We start from the raw sequence: 24,166 nt of genomic DNA on the forward strand, positions 1-24,166 counted from the left end.
GGCGGGGCCCGGCGTCTGCAAAGGAAACGTCAACTCCGGCTTCCCGTAGGAATCTTGACGCCAATCGGTGTGTTGTTGTGATGTGCAGGACACCCCGACGGACCTCGCTGCGTTGTACAACGTAAGCTGTACCGGTCCCCGAAAGCGGCAAGTGGGGCGATAATACGCGACACCTACCGTCAGGGGCGCTCCACCGACGGCGAGGCGGCGTGTCCGAAATAGTGTGTATTGGGTCGGCAGTGTAGAACGGGAGATGTGACGGCAATGGCTACGGAAACTCCCCAGCTCAACGCAGCATGTGCCGTCCACGCCCCGGGCAGCGTGCGGTGACGGCGACCGGTACGCCGCGCACCCTGGATCCCGAGCGCGGCACCCTCGACAAGGCCGCGGACGAGAACTTCCCGGTGGCCCCGTTCTTCCTGCCCCGGGCCTGGCGCGACGACCTCATGGCGGTGTACGGCTTCGCGCGTCTCGTCGACGACATCGGCGACGGCGACCTCGCACCCGGCGGCGCCGACGCCCGTCTGCTCGGCGTGTCGCCCGACCGGGCCGAGGACCGCCTGCTGCTCCTCGACGCCTTCGAGGGCGATCTGCACCGCGTGTTCGACTCCACCCCGCACCACCCCCTGCTGCGCCGCCTCCAGCCCACCGTCCGCCGGCGCTCCCTCACCCCCGGGCCCTTCCTCGGCCTGATCGAGGCCAACCGCCAGGACCAGATCGTCAAGCGGTACGAGACCTACGACGATCTCCTCGCCTACTGCGAGCTGTCCGCCAACCCCGTCGGCCGCCTCGTCCTCGCCGTCACCGGAACCTCGACCCCCGAGCGGATCCGCCTCTCCGACTCGATCTGCACGGCCCTCCAGATCGTCGAACACCTCCAGGACGTCGCCGAGGACCTCGGCCGCGACCGGATCTATCTGCCCGCCGAGGACATGAAACGCTTTCAGGTCCAGGAGGCGGATCTCGCCACGACAACCGCGGGCGCATCGGTGCGCGCACTGGTTGCATACGAATCAGAACGCGCCCGTGGTCTCCTGAATGAAGGCGCCCCCTTGGTGGGTAGCGTCCACGGCAGGTTGAGGCTGCTGCTCGCGGGGTTCGTGGCGGGGGGAAGGGCGGCGATCCGCGCGATCGCCGCCGCCGAATACGACGTACTTCCCGGCCCGCCCAAGCCCGGCAGGGTCCAGCTGCTGCGCGAGGTGGGCGTGACCCTGCGAGGAGAGGGGTGATCCGGACCGTGGAGTCTCCACCACACGTGTCCTCACCGGTACTCGCCGCCTACAGCTACTGCGAGGCCGTCACCGGACAGCAGGCCCGTAATTTCGCGTACGGCATCAGGCTGCTGCCGACGCCCAAGCGCCGCGCCATGTCGGCGCTGTACGCCTTCTCCCGGCGCGTCGACGACATCGGCGACGGCGCGCTGGCGGACGAGGTCAAGGTCGCGCGCCTCGAGGACACCCGGGCCCTGCTCGCCCGGATCCGCGAGGGCGCGGTCGGCGAGGACGACACCGACCCGGTCGCCGTCGCCCTCACGCACGCCGCCCGGGCCTTCCCGGTCCCGCTGGGCGGCCTGGACGAACTCATCGACGGCGTCCTCATGGACGTACGCGGCGAGCACTACGAGACCTGGGACGACCTGAAGGTCTACTGCCGTTGTGTGGCCGGCGCCATCGGGCGGCTCTCGCTCGGCGTGTTCGGTACGGAAGAGGGTGCGCGCGGTGCCGAGCGCGCGCCCGAGTACGCCGACACCCTCGGTCTCGCGCTGCAGCTCACGAACATTCTCAGAGACGTCCGCGAGGACGCCGAGGGCGGCCGTACCTATCTGCCCGCCGACGACCTCGCGAAATTCGGCTGCTCGGCGGGGTTCAACGGGCCGACACCACCAGAGGGCTCCGACTTCGCGGGCCTCGTGCACTTCGAAGTGCGACGGGCCCGCGCCCTTTTCGCCGAGGGCTACCGGCTGCTCCCCATGCTCGACCGGCGCAGCGGTGCCTGTGTCGCCGCCATGGCCGGCATCTACCGCCGGCTGCTCGACCGTATCGAGCGCGAGCCGGAGGCCGTGCTGCGCGGCCGGGTCTCGCTGCCCGGACGCGAGAAGGCCTATGTCGCCGTGCGCGGCCTGTCCGGCCTCGACACCCGTCGGCACGCGTCCCGGCGGACCGTCAGGAGGCGCGCCTGATGGACAATACGGTCCAAGGTGACTCCACCGGAGAGAAACGGCACGCAACCCTCCGGTGTGGTGCGGCGTCCCTGACTGCGACGGCCTGCCGTGCACTGTTCAACCACCACGGCGGGCACGCACGGGAGGACGCGCGATGAACGACGGCAGGCAGGCCGACGCGCCGGGGGGCACCGGGCGCAGCGCCGTCGTGGTCGGCGGCGGACTGGCCGGGATCACGGCCGCGCTCGCGCTCGCCGACGCGGGCGTCCGTGTCACCCTGCTCGAAGGCAGGCCGCGCCTGGGCGGGCTCGCCTTCTCGTTCCGGCGCGGCGAGCTGACCGTCGACAACGGCCAGCATGTGTACCTGCGCTGCTGCACCGCCTACCGCTGGTTCCTCGACCGCATCGAGGGCACGGCGCTGGCGCCACTGCAGGATCGTCTCGACGTGCCCGTTCTCGACATCGCCAAGCCCGAGGGCCGACGGCTGGGGAGGCTGCGGCGCGACGCCCTGCCCGTACCCCTGCATCTGGGCCGGAGCCTGGCCACCTACCCGCATCTCTCGCTCGCCGAGCGGGCGAACGTGGGGCGTGCCGCGCTCGCGCTCAAGGGGCTCGACCTCGCCGATCCGACCCTGGACACGCAGGACTTCGGCAGCTGGCTGGCCGGGCACGGCCAGTCGGCCCGTACCGTCGAGGCCCTGTGGGACCTGGTCGGGGTCGCCACCCTCAACGCGGTCGCGGGCGACGCCTCGCTGGGGCTCGCCGCGATGGTGTTCAAGACCGGTCTGCTGTCCGAGCCGGGCGCGGCCGACATCGGCTGGGCGCACGTCCCGCTGGGCGAACTGCACGACCGCCTCGCCCGCAAGGCGCTCGACTCCGCGGGCGTCCGTACCGAGGTCCGTACACGCGTCACCTCCGTCTTCATCAACGAAAACGGGAGCTGGAGCGTTCAGGTTCCCGGCGAGACGATCGAGGCGGACGCCGTCGTCCTCGCCGTACCGCAGCGCGAGAGCCACGGTCTGCTGCCGCCCGGCGCCCTCGACGCCCCCGAGAACCTGCTGGCGATCGGCACCGCGCCGATCCTCAACATCCATGTCGTCTACGACCGCAAGGTGCTCGCCAAGCCGTTCTTCGCGGCCCTCGGCACCCCGGTGCAGTGGGTCTTCGACCGCACCGGGGCGTCCGGGCTGCGCACCGGCCAGTACCTGGCCCTGTCCCAGTCCGCCGCGCAGGACGAGATCGACGAGCCGGTCGCCGCGCTGCGCGAGCGCTATCTGCCCGAACTGGAACGCCTGCTGCCCGCCGCCCGCGGCGCGCGGGTGCGGGACTTCTTCGTGACCCGGGAGCGTGCGGCGACGTTCGCCCCCACCCCCGGCGTCGGGCGGCTGCGGCCCGGCGCCCGCACCAAGGCCCCCGGCCTGTACCTGGCCGGAGCGTGGACCGCCACAGGGTGGCCCGCGACCATGGAGAGTGCGGTCCGCAGTGGCGTGAGCGCGGCCGACGCCGCGCTGAGCGCCCTGGGCCGGCCCCGCCCCAGCCACCTCTTCGACTTCGAGGAGGCGGCCTGATGCTCCATCAGCACCCGGCAGGCCCCCGCACCCCCGGTACCGCAACAAGAGGAGAGACTGTGCCCACTGTGCCCCCGGCCTCGAAGGCCGCTCGAGAGACCGCGGTGGACGTGACCGCGCTCCTGGAGCGCGGTCGGACCCTGGCCACACCGGTACTGCGGGCGGCCGTCGACCGGCTGGCCCCTCCCATGGACACCGTCGCCGCCTACCACTTCGGCTGGATCGACGCCAAGGGCAACCCCGCCGACGGCGACGGCGGCAAGGCCGTACGCCCCGCCCTCGCCGTGCTCTCCGCCGAGGTCACCGGCGCCGCCCCCGAGGTAGGCATCCCCGGCGCGGTCGCCGTCGAACTGGTCCACAACTTCTCGCTCCTGCACGACGACCTGATGGACGGCGACGAACAGCGCCGCCACCGCGACACCGTCTGGAAGGTGCACGGTCCCGCCCAGGCCATCCTGGTCGGCGACGCCCTGTTCGCCCTGGCCAACGAGATCCTCCTGGAGTTGGGCACCGTCGAGGCCGGCCGCGCCACCCGCCGGCTGACCACCGCCACCCGCGCCCTGATCGACGGTCAGGCGCAGGACATCTCCTACGAGCACCGCGACCGGGTCAGCGTCGAGGAGTGCCGGGAGATGGAGGGCAACAAGACCGGCGCGCTGCTGGCCTGCGCCAGCTCCATCGGCGCGGTGCTCGGCGGCGCCGACGACCGCACCGCCGACACCCTGGAGAAGTACGGCTACCACCTCGGCCTCGCCTTCCAGGCCGTCGACGACCTGCTCGGCATCTGGGGCGACCCGGAGGCCACCGGTAAGCAGACCTGGAGCGACCTGCGCCAGCGCAAGAAGTCCCTGCCGGTCGTCGCCGCGCTCGCGGCGGGCGGACCCGCCTCCGAGCGGCTCGGCGAGATGCTCGCCGCCGACGCCAAGAGCAGCGACTTCGAGAACTTCTCCGAGGAGGAGTTCGCGGCCCGCGCCGCCCTCATCGAGGAGGCCGGCGGCCGCGACTGGACCGCCGAGGAGGCACGCCGCCAGTACACCATCGCCATCGAAGCCCTCGACGCCGTCGACATGCCCGCCCCGGTGCGGGACCGGTTCGTGGCGCTCGCCGACTTCGTCGTCGTACGAAAGAGATGATCACTATCGGTCGAATAGCCCTCGCGTAGTCGCCGGCCGGTGGCGCGAGATCCGACGCGTACCGGCCGACGGCGGACCCACAGCAGCACGACTCGCACGACTGCACGAAGGGGAAGCCATGACAGCGACGACCGACGGAAGCACCGGGGCCGCCTTGCCGCCCCGGGCCGCCGCGGCCAGCGAAACCGACATCAGCACACCCGTGGCGGCCGGGGTACAAGAAGCCGCCGAACGCGCCGTCGGGCTCGCCACCGAGTTCCTGCTCTCCCGGCAGGACGCGGAGGGCTGGTGGAAGGGCGACCTCGAGACCAACGTCACGATGGACGCCGAGGACCTGCTGCTCCGTCAGTTCCTCGGCATCCGCGACGAGGCGACGACCCACGCCGCCGCGCTCTTCATCCGCGGCGAGCAGCGCGCGGACGGCACCTGGGCCACGTTCCACGGCGGCCCCGGTGAACTCTCCACCACCATCGAAGCCTATGTCGCGCTCCGCCTGGCGGGCGACGCGCCCGAGGCGCCCCACATGGCCCGCGCCTCCGCCTGGATCCGCGAACGGGGCGGCATCGCGTCCGCCCGGGTCTTCACCCGGATCTGGCTGGCCCTGTTCGGCTGGTGGAAGTGGGAGGACCTGCCCGAACTCCCGCCGGAGCTGATCTACTTCCCCAAGTGGATGCCGCTCAACATCTACGACTTCGGCTGCTGGGCCCGGCAGACCATCGTGCCGCTCACCATCGTCTCCGCGAAGCGCCCGGTGCGGCCCGCGCCCTTCCCGCTCGACGAACTGCACACCGACCCGGACCGCCCGAACCCGCCGCGTCCCCTTGCCCCGGCCGCGAGCTGGGACGGTGTCTTCCAGCGGCTGGACAAGGCGCTGCACCGGGCGCGCAAGGTCGTGCCGCGCAAGCTGCGCCGGGCCGCGATGAACTCCGCCGCCCGCTGGATCGTCGAGCGGCAGGAGAACGACGGCTGCTGGGGCGGTATCCAGCCGCCCGCCGTGTACTCGGTGATCGCCCTGTACCTGCTCGGCTACGACCTCGAACACCCGGTGATGCGCGCGGGACTGGAGTCGTTGGACCGGTACGCCGTGTGGCGCGAGGACGGCGCCCGGATGATCGAGGCCTGCCAGTCCCCGGTGTGGGACACCTGCCTGGCGACCATCGCGCTCGCCGACGCGGGACTGCCCGCCGATCACCCCCAGCTCGTCAAGGCCGCCGACTGGATGCTCGGCGAACAGGTCGTCCGGCCCGGTGACTGGTCCGTACGGCGGCCCGGACTCCCGCCGGGCGGCTGGGCGTTCGAGTTCCACAACGACAACTACCCCGACATCGACGACACCGCCGAGGTGATCCTCGCCCTGCGCCGGGTCCGGCACCACGATCCGGAGCGGGTGGAGAAGGCGATCACGCGCGGAGTGCGCTGGGAAGTCGGCATGCAGTCCCGCAACGGGGCATGGGGCGCCTTCGACGCCGACAACACCAGCCCGTTCCCCAACCGGTTGCCGTTCTGCGACTTCGGCGAGGTCGTCGACCCGCCCTCGGCCGACGTCACCGCGCACGTCGTCGAGATGCTCGCGGTCGAGGGCCTGTCCCACGACCCGCGCACCCGGCGCGGCATCGAATGGCTGCTGGCCGAACAGGAGCCGGACGGCTCGTGGTTCGGACGCTGGGGCGTCAACTACGTGTACGGCACCGGGTCCGTGGTGCCCGCGCTGACCACCGCCGGGCTCCCCGCCTCCCACCCGGCGATCCGCCGGGCCGTGACCTGGCTGGAGAGCGTCCAGAACGACGACGGCGGCTGGGGCGAGGACCTGCGCTCCTACAAACACGTCAAGGAATGGAGCGGCCGGGGCGCCTCCACCGCCTCGCAGACCGCCTGGGCGCTGATGGCGCTGCTCGCGGCGGGGGAGAAGGACTCCAAGGCCGTCGAGCGCGGCATCCAGTGGCTGGCCGAGACCCAGCGCGAGGACGGCTCGTGGGACGAGCCGTACTTCACCGGCACCGGATTCCCCTGGGACTTCTCCATCAACTACCACCTCTACCGGCAGGTCTTCCCGCTCACCGCCCTCGGCCGCTATGTGCACGGCGAGCCCTTCGCCGACCGGCACACCGCCAAGCCCGCCGAGAAGCTCGCCGAGCAGCGCCTCGCCGAGGCCAAGGGGAGCTGATGACCGCACAGCCCGCCCCGGCCCCGCTGCTGATCGCCTGCGCGCTCGGCATCGAGCGGCTCGCCCTGCGCACCCGCGACCACGGCGGCGCCGGCGGGCCCGTCACCGTGCTGCGCACCGGCATGGGACCCGAGGCGGCGGAACGCTCCGTCACCCGTCTGCTGGCCGACCCGGCGTACGCCGGCGCGGCCGTCCTGGCCACGGGCTTCTGCGCGGGACTCGCCCCCGGCATGCACCCCGGCGACCTGGTCGTCGCCGAGGAGACCCGGGACCCCCGCGGAAACGTCCCCTGCGTGGGCACCGACCTGCTCGTGAAGGAACTCGCGCGCACCGTGCCCGGACGCACCGTCCACACCGGGCCCCTCACCGGCTCCGACCACGTCGTCCGCGGTCAGGAACGCTCCGACCTGCGCGCGACCGGCGCGATCGCCGTCGACATGGAGTCGGCGGCGACGCTCCTGAGCGCCGTCCGCGGGGGCGAGCGCCCGGTTGCGGCCGTACGGGTGGTCGTGGACGCCCCAGAACATGAACTCGTCCGGATCGGCACGGTGCGCGGTGGAATATCAGCCTTCCGCGTCCTTCGTTCCGTGATTCCCGCTTTCTTCGAATGGCACCGTTCTTTGCTGCTCCCCCGGAGGTGAGCCAGATGGCCATGCCGCTGCGTCAGTCCATCAAGGTCGCTACGTACCTGTTCGAACAGAAACTGCGGAAGCGGGACAAGTTCGCGCTGCTGGTGGAGCTGGAGCCGCTGTTCGCGTGCAACCTCGCCTGCGAAGGGTGCGGCAAGATCCAGCATCCCGCGGGCATCCTGAAGCAGCGCATGCCCGTCGCCCAGGCCGTGGGAGCGGTGCTGGAGTCCGGTGCCCCGATGGTGTCCATCGCCGGCGGCGAGCCGCTGATGCACCCCCAGATCGACGAGATCGTACGGCAGTTGGTGGCCAGGAAAAAGTTCGTCTTCCTGTGCACCAACGCACTGCTGATGCGCAAGAAGATGGACAGGTTCAAGCCCTCGCCCTACTTCGCCTGGGCGGTGCACATCGACGGGCTGCGGGAGCGGCACGACGCCTCCGTGGCCAAGGAGGGCACCTTCGACGAGGCGGTGGAGGCCATCAAGGAGGCCAAGCGGCGCGGCTTCAGGGTGACCACCAACTCGACCTTCTTCAACACCGACACCCCCCAGACCGTCGTCGAGGTGCTGAACTACCTCAACGACGACCTGCAGGTCGACGAGATGATGCTCTCGCCCGCCTACGCCTACGAGAAGGCCCCCGACCAGGAGCACTTCCTCGGCGTCCAGCAGACCCGTGAGCTGTTCAAGAAGGCCTTCGCGGGCGGCAACCGACGGCGCTGGCGGCTCAACCAGAGCCCGCTCTTCCTGGACTTCCTGGAGGGCAAGGTCGACTTCCCGTGCACCGCGTGGGCGATCCCGAGCTACTCGCTCTTCGGCTGGCAGAAGCCCTGCTATCTGATGAGCGACGGCTATGTGGCCACGTACAAGCAGCTGTTGGAGGAGACCGACTGGGACGCGTACGGCCGCGGCAAGGACCCGCGGTGCGCCAACTGCATGGCGCACTGCGGCTACGAGCCGACCGCCGTCCTGGCCACCATGGGCTCCCTGAAGGAGTCGCTGCGGGCCGCCCGCGAGACCATGACCAGCGGAAAGCAGAAGTGACGTCATGACCGCCATTCCCTTGGGCGTCCCCGAGGTACCGGCCCGGCCGATCGCCGAGCGGCGCGCCTCGCGGCAGATTCACGTCGGGCCGGTGGCGGTCGGGGGCGGGGCCCCGGTGTCGGTGCAGTCGATGACGACGACTCGTACGTCGGACATCGGCGCCACCCTTCAGCAGATCGCGGAACTGACCGCGACCGGCTGCCAGATCGTGCGCGTCGCCTGCCCGACCCAGGACGACGCGGACGCCCTTTCGACCATCGCCCGCAAGTCGCAGATCCCGGTGATCGCGGACATCCACTTCCAGCCGAAGTACGTGTTCGCGGCCATCGAGGCGGGCTGCGCGGCCGTGCGGGTGAACCCCGGCAACATCAAGAAGTTCGACGACCAGGTGAAGGAGATCGCGCGGGCCGCCAAGGACCACGGCACGCCGGTCCGCATCGGGGTCAACGCCGGCTCGCTGGACCGGCGGCTGCTCCAGAAGTACGGCAGGGCCACCCCCGAGGCGCTGGTGGAGAGCGCGCTGTGGGAGGCGTCCCTGTTCGAGGAGCACGGCTTCAGGGACATCAAGATCTCCGTCAAGCACAACGACCCGGTGGTGATGATCGAGGCGTACCGGCAGCTGGCGGCGCAGTGCGACTACCCGCTGCACCTGGGCGTCACGGAGGCGGGCCCGGCCTTCCAGGGCACCATCAAGTCGGCGGTCGCCTTCGGCGCGCTGCTCTCGCGGGGCATCGGCGACACGATCCGGGTGTCCCTGTCAGCGCCGCCCGCCGAGGAGGTCAAGGTCGGCAACCAGATCCTGGAGTCGCTGAACCTCCGGCCGCGGCGGCTGGAGATCGTGTCGTGCCCGTCCTGCGGACGCGCCCAGGTCGACGTCTACAAGCTGGCGGACGAGGTCACGGCGGGCCTGGAGGGGATGGAAGTGCCGCTGCGCGTGGCGGTCATGGGGTGCGTGGTCAACGGCCCCGGCGAGGCGCGCGAGGCGGACCTGGGGGTGGCCTCCGGCAACGGAAAGGGCCAGATCTTCGTCAAGGGCGAGGTCATCAAGACCGTGCCCGAGTCCAAGATCGTGGAGACCCTCATCGAGGAGGCGATGAAGATCGCCGAACAGATGGAGAAGGACGGCGACGGGTCCGGAGAGCCCGCCGTCACCGTGAGCTGAACAGCACGGACCGAGAGGGGGCCCGAGCGTGACGATGCTGGAGAACATCCGGGGACCACGCGACCTGAAGGCGCTGTCCGAGGCGGAACTCGGTGAACTGTCCGACGAAATACGGGAGTTCCTGGTGGAGGCGGTCGCCAGGACCGGCGGCCACCTCGGGCCCAACCTGGGCGTGGTGGAACTGACCGTCGCACTCCACCGGGTCTTCGAGTCACCGGTCGACCGCATCCTGTGGGACACCGGCCACCAGAGCTATGTCCACAAGCTTCTGACCGGGCGACAGGATTTTTCCAAGCTGCGCGGCAAGGGCGGCCTGTCCGGCTATCCCTCGCGCGAGGAGTCCGAGCACGACGTCATCGAGAACAGCCATGCCTCCACCGCGCTCGGCTGGGCCGACGGGCTGGCCAAGGCCCGCCAGGTACAGGGGGAGAAGGGCCATGTCGTCGCGGTCATCGGCGACGGCGCGCTCACCGGCGGCATGGCCTGGGAGGCGCTGAACAACATCGCGGCCGCCAAGGACCGGCCGCTGATCATCGTCGTCAACGACAACGAACGGTCGTACGCGCCGACCATCGGGGGCCTCGCCAACCATCTGGCCACCCTGCGCACCACCGACGGCTACGAGAAGGTCCTGGCCTGGGGCAAGGACGTACTGCTGCGCACGCCGGTGGTCGGGAACACCCTCTACGAGTCCCTGCACGGCGCGAAGAAGGGCTTCAAGGACGCCTTCGCCCCGCAGGGCATGTTCGAGGACCTGGGCCTCAAGTACGTCGGCCCGATCGACGGGCACGACATCAAGGCCGTGGAGTCGGCGCTGCGGCGTGCGAAACGCTTCCACGGCCCGGTCCTCGTCCACTGCCTCACCGAGAAGGGCCGCGGCTACGAACCCGCCCTGGCCCACGAGGAGGACCACTTCCACACCGTCGGCGTGATGGACCCGCTCACCTGCGAGCCGCTCACACCGTCCGGCGGACCCTCCTGGACCTCGGTGTTCGGCGACGAGATCGTACGCATCGGGGAGGAGCGCGACGACGTCGTGGCCATCACGGCGGCCATGCTGCACCCGGTGGGCCTCGGCAAGTTCGCCGAGCGCTTCCCCGACCGGGTGTGGGACGTCGGCATCGCCGAGCAGCACGCGACTGTGTCGGCGGCGGGCCTCGCGACCGGCGGCCTGCACCCCGTCGTCGCCGTCTACGCCACCTTCCTCAACCGCGCCTTCGACCAGCTCCTGATGGATGTGGCGCTGCACCGCTGCGGGGTGACCTTCGTCCTCGACCGGGCCGGCGTCACCGGCGTCGACGGTGCCTCCCACAACGGCATGTGGGACATGTCGGTCCTCCAGGTCGTCCCCGGCCTGAGAATCGCCGCTCCGCGCGACGCCGCGCAGTTGCGCGCCCAGCTGCGCGAGGCGGTGGCGGTCGACGACGCGCCCACCCTGGTGCGCTTCCCCAAGGAGTCGGTGGGTCCCGAGATCCCGGCGGTCGACCGCGTCGGCGGTCTCGACGTCCTGCACCGCGCCGAACGCCCCGAGGTGCTGCTGGTGGCCGTCGGCGTCATGGCGCCCGTCTGCCTCCAGGCCGCCGAACTGCTGCACGCTCGAGGCATCGGCTGCACCGTCGTCGACCCCCGCTGGGTCAAGCCCGTCGACCCCGCCCTGCCGGGCCTCGCCGCCGAGCACCGGCTGGTGGCCGTCGTCGAGGACAACAGTCGCGCGGGCGGGGTCGGCGCCGCCGTGGCGCTGGCGCTCGGCGATGCCGATGTCGACGTACCGGTACGGCGGTTCGGCATCCCGGAGCAGTTCCTCGCGCACGCCAAGCGCGGCGAGGTGCTGGCCGACATCGGCCTCACGCCCGTCGAGGTCGCCGGACGGATCGGCGCGAGCCTGGCCGTCAAGGATGTGGGGGACACGGTCGCCGTCAAGGACGTGGGGGGCACAGCCAAGGAGAGAGCTGAATGACCACGGAGTTCGACCTCGGCGCGCTCCTGGCCGAGCGCGGAGCCGAACGCTACGAGCTGCACGCCAGGCACCTGAACCACCAGCTGCCGCGCATGCTGCACACCATCGGCTTCGACAAGGTCTACGAGCGCGCCGAGGGCGCCCACTTCTGGGACGCGGACGGCAACGACTACCTGGACATGCTCGCCGGGTTCGGGGTGATGGGCCTCGGCCGTCACCACCCTGTCGTCCGCAAGGCGCTGCACGACGTCCTCGACGCCCAGCTCGCCGACCTCACCCGCTTCGACTGTCAGCCGCTGCCCGGCCTGCTGGCCGAGAAGCTCCTCACCCATAGTCCGCACCTGGACCGGGTGTTCTTCGGCAACAGCGGTACGGAGGCCGTGGAGACCGCGCTGAAGTTCGCCCGGTACGCCACCGGCAGGACGCGGATCCTCTACTGCGACCACGCCTTCCACGGCCTGACCACCGGCTCGCTGTCGGTCAACGGGGAGGACGGCTTCAGGGACGGCTTCGCCCCGCTGCTGCCCGACACGGCCGTCCCTCTCGGCGATCTCGACGCCCTGGCACGGGAACTGAAGAAGGGCGACGTCGCCGCCCTGATCGTCGAACCGATCCAGGGCAAGGGGGTGCACGAGGCCCCGCCCGGCTATCTGCGCGCCGCCCAGGAGTTGCTGCACAGGCACAAGGCGCTGCTCGTCGCCGACGAGGTGCAGACAGGCCTCGGCCGGACCGGTGACTTCTACGCCTACCAGCACGAGGACGGCGTCGAACCCGACCTGGTGTGCGTGGCCAAGGCGTTGTCCGGCGGCTATGTGCCGGTCGGCGCCACCCTCGGCAAGGACTGGATCTTCAAGAGGGTCTACTCGTCCATGGACCGGGTGCTGGTCCACTCGGCCAGCTTCGGCTCCAACGCGCAGGCCATGGCCGCCGGGCTGGCCGTCCTGTCGGTCATGGAGAACGAGCAGACCGTTGCCCACGCGCGGATGATCGGCGATCACCTGAAGTCCCGGCTGGCCGCACTGACCGACAAGTACGAACTGCTCGCCGACGTCCGCGGCCGGGGCCTGATGATCGGCATCGAGTTCGGCAAGCCGAGCTCGCTGAGGCTGAAGAGCCGCTGGACCATGCTGCAGGCCGCGCGCAAGGGCCTGTTCGCGCAGATGGTCGTCGTACCGCTGCTGCAACGCCACCGCATCCTCACCCAGGTCTCCGGCGACCATCTGGAGGTGATCAAGCTGATCCCGCCGCTGGTCATCGGCGAGGCGGAGGTGGACCGCTTCGTGGACGCCTTCACCGACGTGATGGACGACGCGCACAGCGGCGGCGGCCTGATGTGGGACTTCGGCAGGACCCTGATCAAGCAGGCGGTCGCCAACCGGTGATCACCAGCCCGGGTTGATCACTTCCCAGGGTTGATCACCCGTCTGGGCTTTGCCTCTGAGGCAAGAAATTTGCCAACTAGGCAAAGCTCGGGCTGAATGGAGACATGAGCTCCTCCGAAGCCGGGCATCCGCCCGGCCACGGGCCCGAGCCGACGGCCGGACCGGCCGACGCCCTGACCGCCGTGGCCCCCCAGCTCCGCTCGCTGCGCCGCCGCGCCGGTCTCACCCTGGAGGCCGCGGCCCGCGCGGCCGGGCTGTCGCCCGCCCATCTCTCCCGCCTGGAGACCGGACAGCGCCAGCCCTCCCTGCCGATGCTGCTCGCACTCGCGCGCATCTACGGTACGACGGTCTCGGACCTGCTGGGCGAGACGGCCGCCGACCGGGACGCGCTCGTGCGCGCCGCCGACATGGAACCGACCCGGGCCGGCGGCTGGACGTACTGGCAGGCCGGCGCGCCCGGCCGCGGGATGCAGGCCCTGCGTGTCCGCGTGCCCCACGGCTCGCAGGGCGACATCGTGCGCGTCCACCCCGGCGAGGAGTGGCTGTACGTCCTCAAGGGGCGGCTCAGACTGCGCCTCGGGGACACCGCGCACCTGCTCGCGCCCGGAGACAGCGCGCACTTCGACTCGCTGACCCCGCACCGCCTCGCCGCCGAGGACCACGACGGGGTCGAGCTCCTGTTCGTCCACACCCTGCTGCAGAGTCCCACGGCCACCCTGTGCCTGGGCCCCATCACCGGAGAGCTGCCATGAGCAACCTGGAGGAGAAGTTCCCCCGCGCCCTGTGGGTCCGTCTGATCATCTACGGCGTCGTCGGCCACGTCCTGGCCGCCTTCATCTACCTGCTGTTCGCGGTGGGCGCCAAGGGCTGACCCGATGGGGGCCGGGAGATAACCGGCGTCAGTCGAGCAGCCGCTCGCGCAGCCGCTCCCGGTGCCCGGGGCCGAACCCGAGACCCTGTTCCAGGTAGACCTCGACCGTGCCCCACGTCTCCTCCACCGTCTCGAAGGCCGCCGCCAGATACTCGGCCCGGGCCTCGAACAGCGGGCTGAGCAGCTCCATCACCTCGGGGGTGTAGGCCGACTCGGTGCTGCCGCTGCGCCGCACCTGGTAGCGGCGGTGCTTGGCGTTCGACTCCAGGTAGTCGGCCACGATCGCCTCGCGCTCCACGCCCACGGCGAGCAGTGTCACGGCTATGGACAGGCCCGCGCGGTCCTTGCCCGCAGCGCAGTGCATCAGGGCCGGGACGCTGTCCTCGACCAGGGAGTGCAGCACCCGGGAGTGCTCGGCGGTGCGCTCCCTGACCATCTTGCGGTAGGAGGTGATCATCCGGTTCGCGGCCTTGCCGTCCGCGAGGATCCCGCGCAGCTGGTCGAGGTTCCCCTCGCGGACCATCGTCCAGAACTCGGCGCCGTCCGCCGGGTCGCTCAGCGGCATGTTCACGTTCCGCACGCCCGGCAGCGCCACGTCGGGGCCTTCCAGCTTCTGGTCGGCCGCGTTGCGGAAGTCGAAGATCGTGTGCAGGCCCAGGGAGGCGAGGAACTCCGTGTCCTCGTCGGTCGCGTGCGCGAGGTGGCCGCTGCGGAACAGCACTCCGTGGCGCACCCGCCGTCCGTCCACGGTCGGCAGTCCGCCCACGTCACGGAAGTTGCGCACTCCGGCCAGCTCGGGCTCGGTCGACGGGACGTGCTGCGTCACGGTGGCTCCTCACGCTCGGGCGGCGCCGACGCGACTCGTCGACGGGCACGCTGTCGACGATACGACATGAGTTTCCTCAGGCAATGAGTTGTCCACAGGCGTTGCCCCCGACGCCCTCGGCCCTTGATGATGTTTGGGCTTGCGCGGATCTGTTGGCACTTGTGAGGACTTCATGGTGGACATCGCCGAGAACGGTCGTACCTGGCTCCTGTCCGGGCCGAACAGCAGCTACGCGCTGCACCTCACCGAGGCGGACGAACTGCTCCACCTCCACTGGGGGCCGAGCATCGCGCTCGCCGACGCCGAGGCGCTCGCCGTGCGCCCGCTGCCCGACTACTGGCCCTTCGAGTCCCCGCTCGACGGACGCGAGGAGTACCCGGTCGAGGGCGGCCCCCGCTTCGCCCGCCCCGCCCTGTCCGTGCGCACCGAGGAGCGGCGCGGCACCGAGTGGACCTTCGAGGCGTACGACACGGTGGGCGACGAACTGCGGCTGCGCTTTTGGGACGCAGGGCTGGCCGTCACGCTGCACTACCGGATGCGCGGGGACGTCATCGAGCGCTGGGTGACCGTCGGCAACCACGGGCACGCGCGCGTGGAGCTGCTCCGCGCCGACCCGGCCACCTGGACCCTGCCCGACCGTGACGGCTGGCAACTGTCCCAGCTGCACGGCCGCTGGGCCGCCGAGTCCCTGCTGACCCGGGCGCCGCTCACCCACGGCGAGAAGGTCATCGGCAGCCGCCGCGGCCACACCGGTCACCAGCACCTGCCCTGGGTCGCGCTCGACACGGACGCCACCGAGGAGCGCGGCGAGGTGTACGGCTGCGCGCTGGGCTGGTCGGGGTCCTGGCGGATCGCGGTCGCCCAACTCCCGGACGCGCGCGTGCAGATCACCGGTGGCGCCGGGTACGACGACTCGGGCCTGCTGATGCTCGCCGAGGGGGAGTCGTACACGAGCCCGGTCTTCGCGGGCCTGTGGAGCGACGGCGGCTTCGGCGGCGCGAGCCGTGCCTGGCACGCCTACCAGCGGGCGTACATCGTGCCGGACGCCGACCGGGACCGGCCGGTGCTCTTCAACTCCTGGGAGGCCACGACCTTCGACATCTCCGAGGAGCAGCAGGCGACCCTCGCGCGCCGGGCGGCGGCGATCGGTGTCGAGCTGTTCGTGGTCGACGACGGCTGGTTCGGTGCCCGCACCGGCGACCGCGCCGGACTCGGCGACTGGACACCCAACCCCGACCGCTTCCCGAACGGCCTCAAGCCGCTCGCCGACCATGTGCACGCCCTCGGGATGCAGTTCGGCATCTGGGTCGAGCCCGAGATGGTCAACCCGGACAGCGACCTGTATCGCGGGCACCCGGACTGGGTGCAGTACCAACAGGGACGAAAGCGGACGGAACTACGCAATCAACTCGTGCTCAATCTGGCCCGCGAGGACGTCCAGGAGTACCTCTGGGAGCAGCTGGACGGTCTGCTCTCCAGCGCCCCCGTCGACTATGTGAAGTGGGACTTCAACCGCTGCTTCACCGACGCGGGCTGGCCGGGGGAGCCCTATCCGCAGCGCCTGTGGGTGGACCATGTACGTGCCCTGTACGCCCTGCTGGACCGGCTGCGGGCGGCCCACCCGGGCGTCGCGTTCGAGTCCTGCTCGGGCGGCGGCGGCCGCATCGACCTCGGTGTCATGAGCCGCACCGACCAGGTGTGGACCTCCGACAACACCGACCCGCTCGACCGCCTCCGCATCCAGCACGGCTTCAGTCAGATCCACCCGGCCCGGATCATGGCCGCCTGGGTCACCGACAGTCCGAACACCCAGCTCAACGGCAGGGTCAGCTCGCTCCGCTTCCGCTTCGTGAGCTCCATGGCCGGGGTCCTGGGGGTCGGCGGCGACCTCGCGGAGTGGACGGAGGAGGAGCTTGTCGAGGCCAAGGAGCGGGTGGAGCTCTACAAGGACATCCGCCCGGTCGTGCAGCGCGGCGAGCAGTACCGGCTGCGGCCTCCGGAGGGCGGGCTGAGTGCGGTGCAGTACGTGCTCGGCGACGAAACCGTCGTCCTCGCCTGCCTCCAGGCTCAGCACTACGGCGAGCCGGCCCCGGCGCTGCGGCTGCGTGGCCTCGACCCGACGGCGTCGTACGAATGCCGCGAAACGGGCGAAATTCACCGGGGTGCCGTACTGCTGCACCACGGGCTGCGCACCGGACTTCGGGGCGATCTTGACGCGAGGGTTTTCCGTCTACGTCGCATTTGAACCATATACCCGAACTGCCCCTTTCATTCTAACTCGCTCTGGAATGAAGGGGTCTGGGTATAGGTGCGTGAGGAGCGTCATATTCGTGACCGTCCGTCGCGCGTCATGTTCACGTAATTCGCCTGCTTTTCCTTGGAATTGACCGGAAGAATGGGGCGGAAATTCACTGTGGGTGACCGAGAATTCCCGTAACGGATCAAGCGAAAGCCGGACACAAGGAACCAACTGCTTGTCCGTTCGCATCTTGCTCGCTTACGTTCGCCCCCAATCCGGACGGAACGCCGAATCCTGCCGTCGCCCGGAGTCCGCCCGAACTCACCCGTGTCCGGAGAGGAATTCGCCATGCCCCGGAAGGGTAAGCACCGCCGCCCCAAGCACCGCCGCTTCAGCCGTTCGGTCGCCGTCGCCGGTACCGGTGGCGCGGCGCTGGCTCTTCCGCTGATCGGGGCCACCGGTGCCCATGCGGCCACGCCTGAGTCCGTCTCGGCGCAGGCCGTGCAGTCGGTTCCGACCGCCGAGAAGAAGGCCGCGGCGGCGGATTCGGGTGTGCGCACCTACACGGTGAAGACCGGCGACTACCTTTCGAAGATCGCCGAGGAGCAGAGCGTCCGTGGTGGCTGGCACCGGCTCTACCGGGACAACCGCGAGGCCGTCGGCGACAACCCTTCGCTGATCCACCCGGGCCTGAAACTCGCCCTCGGCGGAAAGGCCGGGACGGCCACCAAGTCCTCGGCTCCGGCTCCCTCGTCCGCGTCGAAGTCATCCGCGTCGAAGCCGTCCGCGCTGAAGCCGTCCGCGTCGCAGGCGTCCGTGTCGAACTCCGCGAGCGCCTCCGGTGTATCGGCCGAAAGTGCCGGAACCGTTCAGGCCGCCGTCGCCTCGTCCGGCTACACCCTCCCGGTCGCGGGTGCCGCCATCGGCACCAACTACCACGTCCCGGGCAGCATGTGGTCCAGCGGCTACCACACCGGCGTCGACTTCGTCGTCCCGACCGGCACCTCCCTCAAGGCCGTGGCCGCGGGCACGGTCGTCTCCGCGGGCTGGGGCGGCGCGTACGGCAACCAGGTCGTCATCAAGCTCGACGACGGCTACTACGCGCAGTACGCCCACCTCTCCCAGATCTCCGTCTCGGCCGGCCAGTCCGTCACCGCGGGCCGGCAGATCGGACTGTCCGGCGCGACCGGCAATGTGACCGGACCGCACCTGCACTTCGAGATCCGCACCACGCCGGACTACGGCTCGGACGTGGACCCGGTCGCCTACCTCCGCTCGCACGGCGTGCCCGTCGCCTGATCGCGTCGGGCACCCGCCCCGACCCCCACGCCGCCGAAGGCCGGACCCCTGCCCCCCGGGTCCGGCCTTCGGTGTTGCGGTGCCATGGTGCAGCGCGACGGCACTGTGCGATCGATGCGTCAACCCGCCTCAACGGCGTCATATTCCCGCGTTGGCAAACTATTTAAGAGTGTCCTATCTCACCGTTCGTCAACCCCTTCCTACGATCGCGTAGGTCACATCCGAAGGTGAATCATGGGCCGACGTGGCAGACGATTCGAAGAGTGACAGCAGATCAGTGATCGGGTCGTACGTGGCGGTGGGGGACAGCTTCACCGAGGGCGTCGGCGACCCCGGCCCCGACGGGGCATTCGTCGGCTGGGCCGACCGGTTCGCGGTACTTCTCGCGGACCGGCGGCCCGAGGGCGACTTCAAATACACCAATCTCGCGGTACGTGGGAAGTTGCTCGACCAGATCGTGGCCGACCAGCTTCCGCAGGCCGTGGAGCTCGCGCCGGACCTGGTGTCCTTCTGCGCGGGCGGCAACGACATCATCCGTCCCGGCACCGACCCGGACGAGGTGGCCGAGCGCTTCGAGCGGGCGATCGAGCAGCTGACCGAGGCGGCCGGCACGGTCATGGTGACGACCGGGTTCGACACCCGCACCGTGCCCGTGCTCAAGCATCTGCGCGGCAAGATCGCCACGTACAACGGGCACGTCCGGGCCATCGCCGACCGCTACGGCTGCCCGGTGCTGGACCTGTGGTCCCTGAAGACCGTTCAGGACCGGCGTGCCTGGGACGACGACCGGCTCCACCTCTCGCCCGAGGGGCACACGCGGGTGGCGCTCCGGGCCGGCCAGGCCCTCGGCGTGGCGGTCCCGGCCGACCCGGAACAGCCCTGGCCCCCGCTCCCGCCCCGCGGCACCCTCGACGTCCGTCGCGACGACGTCCACTGGGCGCGCGAGTATCTGGTCCCGTGGATCGGGCGGCGGTTGCGCGGGGAGTCGTCGGGGGACCATGTGACCGCCAAGGGGACGCTGTCCCCGGACGACATCAAGATGCGGATCGCCTCGGTGGCCTGACGAGCCCACTCGGAGTGCACGGCGCGACGGCGCGGGAGCGTTCACCGCTCCCGCGCCGTCACCGTTCTTGTTCTTGCGCCGTCACGTTCCTGCGCCGTCAACGCCTCCCGGTTCAGGCCCAGTTCCCGGGCGAGGGCCTCGTCGACCCACTGCTGCGCCCGGGACCGCGGGACCGCGCCCGCGTAGGACGTCAGCTGAACGGCGAGCCCGTCGAGCAGGGCCGTCAGCCGCAGGGCGGCACCGGCCGGGTCGGGGCACTGGAACTCGCCCGCCGCCACGCCCTCCGCGATGACCTCGGTGATGGCCGCCTTCCACTGCCTGTCCAGATCCCGGGTGACCTCGCGCAGGGCGGGCTCGCGCAGGGCCACCGCCCAGCCCTCGATCCACAGCCGCCAGCCCTTGGCCTGGCCGGTGGGGGCGTACCAGCGTACGGCGGTCCGCAGTCGGCGCAGCGCGGTCGTACGGCGGTTCAGCAGCTTGCGCAGATGGGTCAGGTCGGCCTCGGACGCATGGGCGAACGCCGCGGCGACCAGCCTCTCCTTCGTCGAGAAGTGATACAGCACCAGCGCGTTGCTCACACCGAGCGCCGAGGCCACATCGGCGATCCTGACCGCCGCCACGCCCCGCGCCTCGATCTGCTCGACGGCGGCCCGCAGCAGTTCCTCCCGCCGCTCCGCCACGCTCAACCGCACTCTCGCCACGCGGTCACCCTAATCCGTCTCAGTGCGGGAACCGGTAGCCGAGCCTCACGCGACCCTCCTCGTCGAGGACCGGGAACTCCGGGCCGCCACCCGTCACCGGTACCACCCGAACCGGTCCGCGATCACCGGCAGCCGGTCGGCCACGATGGCGTGTGCGGCCGCCCTCGGGGTCGTGCCGTCGGCCTCCGCGCGGGCCAGCACGCGGTCGATGAGGGTACGCATGGAGCTCCGGGTGTAGCCGAAGGCCTCGTCCGCGTCGGGGCCGATGTCGCCGAACAGCGTCCACCACCACCAGGCGTTCGTCCCGGAGTTGACCACCACGTCCGGCAGCACGGTCACCCCGCGCGCGGACAGCAGCTCCTCCGCCGCCGGCAGCACCGGCATGTTGGCCGCCTCCACGATCCAGCGGGCGGTGATCCGCTCCTGGTCGGCGGTGCCGATCGCGTACGACACCGCGGCGGGCACCAGCACCTCGGAGTCCGCGGACAGCCAGGCGTCGCCCGGCAGTTCGCGGTCTTCGGGGCGCAGCACGGCCCGGTCGACGGTGCCGTACGCGTCCCGCGCGGTGAGCAGTGTCTCGACGTCCAGGCCGGCCGGGTTGGCGATCGTGCCCTTGATGTCGGCGACGGCCACGATCGTCAGACCCGCGCGCGCGAGGAAGCGCGCCGTGGCCCCGCCCATGGTGCCCAGTCCCTGCACGGCGACCCGCGTGCCCGCGTACGGCACCCCGGCCCGGTCCAGGGCCGCGAGCACCGACTCGGCGACCCCGCAGCCGCCGACCAGCTCGTCGAGGCCGATGCCGTCCACCTCGACCGCGAAGGCGTCCGCGAGCCGCCGGCGCGCCGCGGCCTCGTCGTCGAGCAGCGGGTACACGGCCTGGATCGACGACACGAGCCCCGCCTCGGCGGCGGCCCGGTCGACCAGGTCCTGGGTGAGGCCGAGGTCCTCGCCGGTGGTCCAGAAGCTCTCGATGTACGGCCGCATGGCCCGCAGATAGCGCACCAGAAGGCCGTACGCCTCCGGGGCCCGGGGATCGCAGTCGATGCCGCCCTTGGCGCCGCCCAGGGGCACATAGCGGCCCTCGGGGTTGTAGTGCAGGGCCTCCTTCATGGTCATGCCGCGGGCCAGCCCGGCCACCTCGTCGAGGGTGCAGCCGGGCCGCATCCGCAGACCGCCGCTGGCCACTCCGCGCACCAGCCGGTCGACGACCAGGAAGCCCTGGCGGCCGGTGACGTGGTCGGTCCAGACGAGCGACATGAGGGGGGCGGTCATGGGCTCTTCTCCTCGGGAGCAGTGATCGGGCCGGGGCGGGCAGATCGACCGGCGGAAGGTCCACCGTGGTGGGGATGTCGCCCCGCGCCACAGGCCCCATGGTGCCGCTCCTCGCTCAGCGGGACCAGTTCGGTGGGCAGGTCGGACATGGTGTCTCAGGGGGGCGGGCTACCGGTACTACTGAATAACCAGTCAGTATCGGAAGCCGGGCCGAACCGTGTCAACGCACTGAACGGATCATCAGTGGGTCCGCCCTCGTGGAGGCAGTCGCCGCTACTCCGCAGCCGTCCCTGCTTCGCCGCCGCCGCTACTTCGCCGTCGTCCGCCGACCGTCTCCGGAGGCCGGCACCGCGCACGAGTCCCTGAAGCCCTGGCTCGTCAGGCCCAGGGAGGAGTTGATGCGCGAGCGGAGGTTCTCCACCGCCACCATCGCCGTCAGCTCCACCAGGGCCGGCTCGCCCAGCCGGCCGCGCAGCCGGGCGACGAGGTCGTCCTCGACCGTGGGCGGGGTCGCCGTCATCGCCTCGGCGTACGCCATGACGTCGCGCTCCATGGGCGTGTACGCGTCACTGTCGCGCCACACGGGAACGTCCTGCACCTTCTCGGGCGCCATACCGCGCTCCCGGCTGACCCAGTAGCCGAAGTCCATGCACCACGAGCACCCGATCGCGGCGGCCGTCGCCATCTCGGCGAGGGCCTTCAGATCCGGGTCGAGCCGGTTCCACTTCGCCACCGACTGCTCGAACCGCAGATCGCTCCGGAGCACGCGGGGATTGTGCGCGAGCGCCCGGACGGGGTCGAGGATCTTGCCGTACGTGCGCCGGCTGTACCACTCGGTGAGCCGCACGAACGGGGTGCGGGGCGGGGTGAGCGAGATACGGGCCATGGGGCCACCTCCTGTGACGCCGGTGCCGGTACACCCGGGTGCGGATGCCCTCACCGGTATGACGGACGGGGACCGCGCGGATGTGACATGGCAGCGCCGGAGGCGTTGCGGGGCCGTGGCAGCGGGCTGTGACCCCGGTGACCCGGGGTTGTCGGAGGGGCCGACCATAATGGATGACCTCAGCGACTCCACCTGGAGGTACCGTGACCGGTTTGCGTTCCCTGAGCTCCGGGCTCCGCGCGCTGCAGCCTGCTGCCTTCGGCGTGGACCCGAACGGTGAGCGCCTGGCGCGTATCCACAGATCGCCGCACTTCAAGGACGGTGTCTTCCAGAACCCCGGAGGCACGGCACGGACCCGGCCCTCCGGTTCCATGCTGGACTTCGCCAAGGTCTTCTTCGACAAGGACGAGCGGCCCCGGCGCGCCCCGCGGGGCACGGTCCCGGTGCACGCCACCACCCTCGCCGACCTCGCCAAGCCGCCCGCCACGGGGCTGCGGCTGACGTGGATGGGCCACTCCAGTGTGCTCGCGGAGATCGACGGACAGCGCGTGCTCTTCGACCCCGTCTGGGGCGAGCGCTGCTCCCCGTTCCCGTTCGCCGGGCCCAAGCGGCTGCACCCGGTTCCCGTTCCGCTGGCGGCGCTCGGGCCGGTCGACGTCGTGGTCATCTCGCACGACCACTACGACCACCTGGACATGCCCTCGATCAAGGCGCTGGCCGGCACGGACACCCTGTTCGCCGTGCCGCTGGGCGTCGGCGCCCACCTCGAGCACTGGGGCGTGTCCGAGAGCCGGCTGCGCGAGCTGGACTGGCACGAGGAGACCAAGGTCGCCGGCCTCACCCTGACCGCCACTCCGGCCCGCCACTTCTGCGGCCGCGGCCTGCGCAACACCCAGCACACGCTCTGGGCCTCCTGGGCCGTCGCCGGTGAGCGGCACCGGATCTACCACAGCGGCGACACCGGGTACTTCGAGGGATTCAAGGACATAGGCGCCGACCACGGACCGTTCGACGCCACCATGATCCAGATCGGCGCCTACTCCGACTTCTGGCCCGACATCCACATGACCCCCGAGGAGGGCATGCGCGCCCACCTCGACCTCCAGGGCGGCAGGCCGCACGGGGTGATGCTGCCGATCCACTGGGGCACCTTCAATCTGGCCACCCACGCGTGGTCGGACCCCGGTGAGGGCACCCTCGCGGCCGCCGGCGCGGCCGACGCCCCCGTCGCCCTGCCCCGCCCCGGCGAGCCCTTCGAGCCGACCGCGGAGACCGTGCCGACCGAGCCGTGGTGGCGCGGCGTGGCCATGGCCCCGGTGGGCGGCTGGCCGACCGCGGTGGACAGCGGCGCCGAGGCCGAGGGCGTGGTGTCCCCGGCGGACCGGGACCAGGACCAGGCCCGTGCGGCGGCCGACATCGTCGGCTCCGCCGAGGACGAGGGCGACCCGGAGACCGTTTCCGCGAGCTGACCCCGTACGCCACCGCGCGGTCGGCCACCGGTCGCGCGGCCGCCTCTCGCCTTTTCCGTGTAACTTTTCGAATGGGGCACTGATGTGCCCTCGCATCGATGGCGAAATGCCGCCGGTTTAGCGCCTGTTCATTTCCGACCGTCTCGGATTACTTTTTGCTCGTTCTGGAGCGAAGGCCCTGAGGGGTTTATCGGTCTGTGGTGCGACGCCTAATACCAGAGCGGGACGCTGCCCGTGGGACTTTGTCAACTGCCCACCGCACATGATGCACAGGCGACTACTGTGAGTGTCCGTCGGGCGACGAAGGGCCGAAATTCGACGGCTCCATCGACCGGCATCGCG

At 70.9% G+C, this 24,166-nt stretch carries 21 protein-coding genes; 17 read left to right on the forward strand and 4 right to left on the reverse strand.

Going from position 1 to position 24,166, the window contains the following annotated elements; genetic code table 11:
- Positions 1-326: 326 nt before the first annotated feature.
- The 13 genes from hpnC (at position 327) to N8I87_RS34800 (ending at position 14,069) form a co-directional block, all read left to right on the forward strand.
- On the forward strand, positions 327-1,229 hold the full coding sequence (gene hpnC, locus N8I87_RS34745; RefSeq protein ID WP_263214744.1) for a squalene synthase HpnC: 903 nt from the start codon (positions 327-329) through the stop codon (positions 1,227-1,229).
- A complete protein-coding gene (hpnD, locus tag N8I87_RS34750; protein ID WP_263214745.1) occupies positions 1,226-2,179 on the forward strand; it encodes a presqualene diphosphate synthase HpnD in 954 nt (317 codons plus the stop codon). The genes hpnC and hpnD overlap by 4 nt, the downstream gene beginning before the upstream one ends.
- Positions 2,179-2,319, forward strand: a complete 141-nt coding sequence (locus N8I87_RS44510; RefSeq protein ID WP_390705552.1) for a DUF6380 family protein — start codon at positions 2,179-2,181, stop codon at positions 2,317-2,319. Before hpnD ends, N8I87_RS44510 begins: the two co-directional genes overlap by 1 nt.
- Positions 2,316-3,728, forward strand: coding sequence for a hydroxysqualene dehydroxylase HpnE (hpnE, locus tag N8I87_RS34755; protein ID WP_263214746.1), 1,413 nt, complete (start codon positions 2,316-2,318; stop codon positions 3,726-3,728). Before N8I87_RS44510 ends, hpnE begins: the two co-directional genes overlap by 4 nt.
- 68 nt (positions 3,729-3,796) lie before the next feature.
- Entirely contained in the window at positions 3,797-4,861 is a 1,065-nt protein-coding gene (locus N8I87_RS34760; protein WP_263216800.1) for a polyprenyl synthetase family protein, read from the forward strand.
- A 118-nt stretch (positions 4,862-4,979) separates the two neighbouring features.
- The gene (gene shc, locus N8I87_RS34765; RefSeq protein WP_263214747.1) at positions 4,980-7,025 is read left to right on the forward strand and encodes a squalene--hopene cyclase; all 2,046 of its coding nucleotides are present in this window, start codon (positions 4,980-4,982) and stop codon (positions 7,023-7,025) included.
- Positions 7,025-7,666 carry a 5'-methylthioadenosine/S-adenosylhomocysteine nucleosidase family protein gene (locus N8I87_RS34770; RefSeq protein ID WP_263214748.1) on the forward strand — a complete coding sequence of 214 codons (642 nt, stop codon included), beginning with the start codon at positions 7,025-7,027 and terminating at the stop codon, positions 7,664-7,666. The genes shc and N8I87_RS34770 overlap by 1 nt, the downstream gene beginning before the upstream one ends.
- Positions 7,667-7,671: 5 nt before the next feature.
- Complete coding sequence (hpnH, locus tag N8I87_RS34775; protein WP_263214749.1) at positions 7,672-8,697, forward strand: adenosyl-hopene transferase HpnH; 1,026 nt, start codon at positions 7,672-7,674, stop codon at positions 8,695-8,697.
- A 4-nt stretch (positions 8,698-8,701) separates the two neighbouring features.
- The gene (gene ispG / locus N8I87_RS34780) at positions 8,702-9,859 is read left to right on the forward strand and encodes a flavodoxin-dependent (E)-4-hydroxy-3-methylbut-2-enyl-diphosphate synthase (RefSeq protein WP_263214750.1); all 1,158 of its coding nucleotides are present in this window, start codon (positions 8,702-8,704) and stop codon (positions 9,857-9,859) included.
- Between the two features lie 28 nt (positions 9,860-9,887).
- Positions 9,888-11,816, forward strand: coding sequence for a 1-deoxy-D-xylulose-5-phosphate synthase (gene dxs, locus N8I87_RS34785; RefSeq protein ID WP_263214751.1), 1,929 nt, complete (start codon positions 9,888-9,890; stop codon positions 11,814-11,816).
- Positions 11,813-13,198 (forward strand): aspartate aminotransferase family protein, encoded by a 1,386-nt coding sequence (locus N8I87_RS34790; RefSeq protein ID WP_263214752.1) that lies wholly within the window; start codon positions 11,813-11,815, stop codon positions 13,196-13,198. The genes dxs and N8I87_RS34790 overlap by 4 nt, the downstream gene beginning before the upstream one ends.
- A gap of 104 nt (positions 13,199-13,302) precedes the next feature.
- Complete coding sequence (locus N8I87_RS34795; RefSeq protein ID WP_263214753.1) at positions 13,303-13,950, forward strand: helix-turn-helix domain-containing protein; 648 nt, start codon at positions 13,303-13,305, stop codon at positions 13,948-13,950.
- Positions 13,947-14,069 carry a DUF6126 family protein gene (locus N8I87_RS34800; RefSeq protein WP_263214754.1) on the forward strand — a complete coding sequence of 41 codons (123 nt, stop codon included), beginning with the start codon at positions 13,947-13,949 and terminating at the stop codon, positions 14,067-14,069. The genes N8I87_RS34795 and N8I87_RS34800 overlap by 4 nt, the downstream gene beginning before the upstream one ends.
- Before the next feature lie 28 nt (positions 14,070-14,097).
- On the opposite strand, the gene N8I87_RS34805 is transcribed toward N8I87_RS34800, so the two are convergent.
- Positions 14,098-14,895: a tyrosine-protein phosphatase gene (locus N8I87_RS34805; RefSeq protein ID WP_263214755.1), complete on the reverse strand. Its 798-nt coding sequence runs from the start codon at positions 14,893-14,895 to the stop codon at positions 14,098-14,100.
- A 172-nt stretch (positions 14,896-15,067) separates the two neighbouring features.
- Here N8I87_RS34805 and N8I87_RS34810 point away from each other — a divergent pair, with 172 nt between their 5' ends.
- The 3 genes from N8I87_RS34810 (at position 15,068) to N8I87_RS34820 (ending at position 19,496) form a co-directional block, all read left to right on the forward strand.
- Positions 15,068-17,140: an alpha-galactosidase gene (locus tag N8I87_RS34810; RefSeq protein ID WP_263214756.1), complete on the forward strand. Its 2,073-nt coding sequence runs from the start codon at positions 15,068-15,070 to the stop codon at positions 17,138-17,140.
- A gap of 342 nt (positions 17,141-17,482) precedes the next feature.
- Positions 17,483-18,433, forward strand: a complete 951-nt coding sequence (locus tag N8I87_RS34815; RefSeq protein WP_263214757.1) for a M23 family metallopeptidase — start codon at positions 17,483-17,485, stop codon at positions 18,431-18,433.
- A 277-nt stretch (positions 18,434-18,710) separates the two neighbouring features.
- A complete protein-coding gene (locus N8I87_RS34820) occupies positions 18,711-19,496 on the forward strand; it encodes an SGNH/GDSL hydrolase family protein (protein ID WP_263216802.1) in 786 nt (261 codons plus the stop codon).
- A gap of 41 nt (positions 19,497-19,537) precedes the next feature.
- On the opposite strand, the gene N8I87_RS34825 is transcribed toward N8I87_RS34820, so the two are convergent.
- The 3 genes from N8I87_RS34825 to N8I87_RS34835 all read right to left on the reverse strand — a co-directional run bounded on the left by N8I87_RS34825 (position 19,538) and on the right by N8I87_RS34835 (position 22,355).
- Positions 19,538-20,197: a TetR/AcrR family transcriptional regulator gene (locus N8I87_RS34825; RefSeq protein ID WP_317633517.1), complete on the reverse strand. Its 660-nt coding sequence runs from the start codon at positions 20,195-20,197 to the stop codon at positions 19,538-19,540.
- 93 nt (positions 20,198-20,290) lie between these two features.
- Entirely contained in the window at positions 20,291-21,469 is a 1,179-nt protein-coding gene (locus tag N8I87_RS34830) for a Glu/Leu/Phe/Val dehydrogenase dimerization domain-containing protein (RefSeq protein WP_263214758.1), read from the reverse strand.
- A 307-nt stretch (positions 21,470-21,776) separates the two neighbouring features.
- Positions 21,777-22,355 carry a carboxymuconolactone decarboxylase family protein gene (locus tag N8I87_RS34835; protein WP_263214759.1) on the reverse strand — a complete coding sequence of 193 codons (579 nt, stop codon included), beginning with the start codon at positions 22,353-22,355 and terminating at the stop codon, positions 21,777-21,779.
- A gap of 203 nt (positions 22,356-22,558) precedes the next feature.
- Between N8I87_RS34835 and N8I87_RS34840 the strand changes: the two genes are divergently transcribed.
- Positions 22,559-23,824, forward strand: coding sequence for an MBL fold metallo-hydrolase (locus N8I87_RS34840; RefSeq protein ID WP_263214760.1), 1,266 nt, complete (start codon positions 22,559-22,561; stop codon positions 23,822-23,824).
- Positions 23,825-24,166: the final 342 nt, after the last annotated feature.

It is taken from the genome of Streptomyces sp. HUAS 15-9 (assembly GCF_025642155.1).
GTDB lineage: Bacteria > Actinomycetota > Actinomycetes > Streptomycetales > Streptomycetaceae > Streptomyces.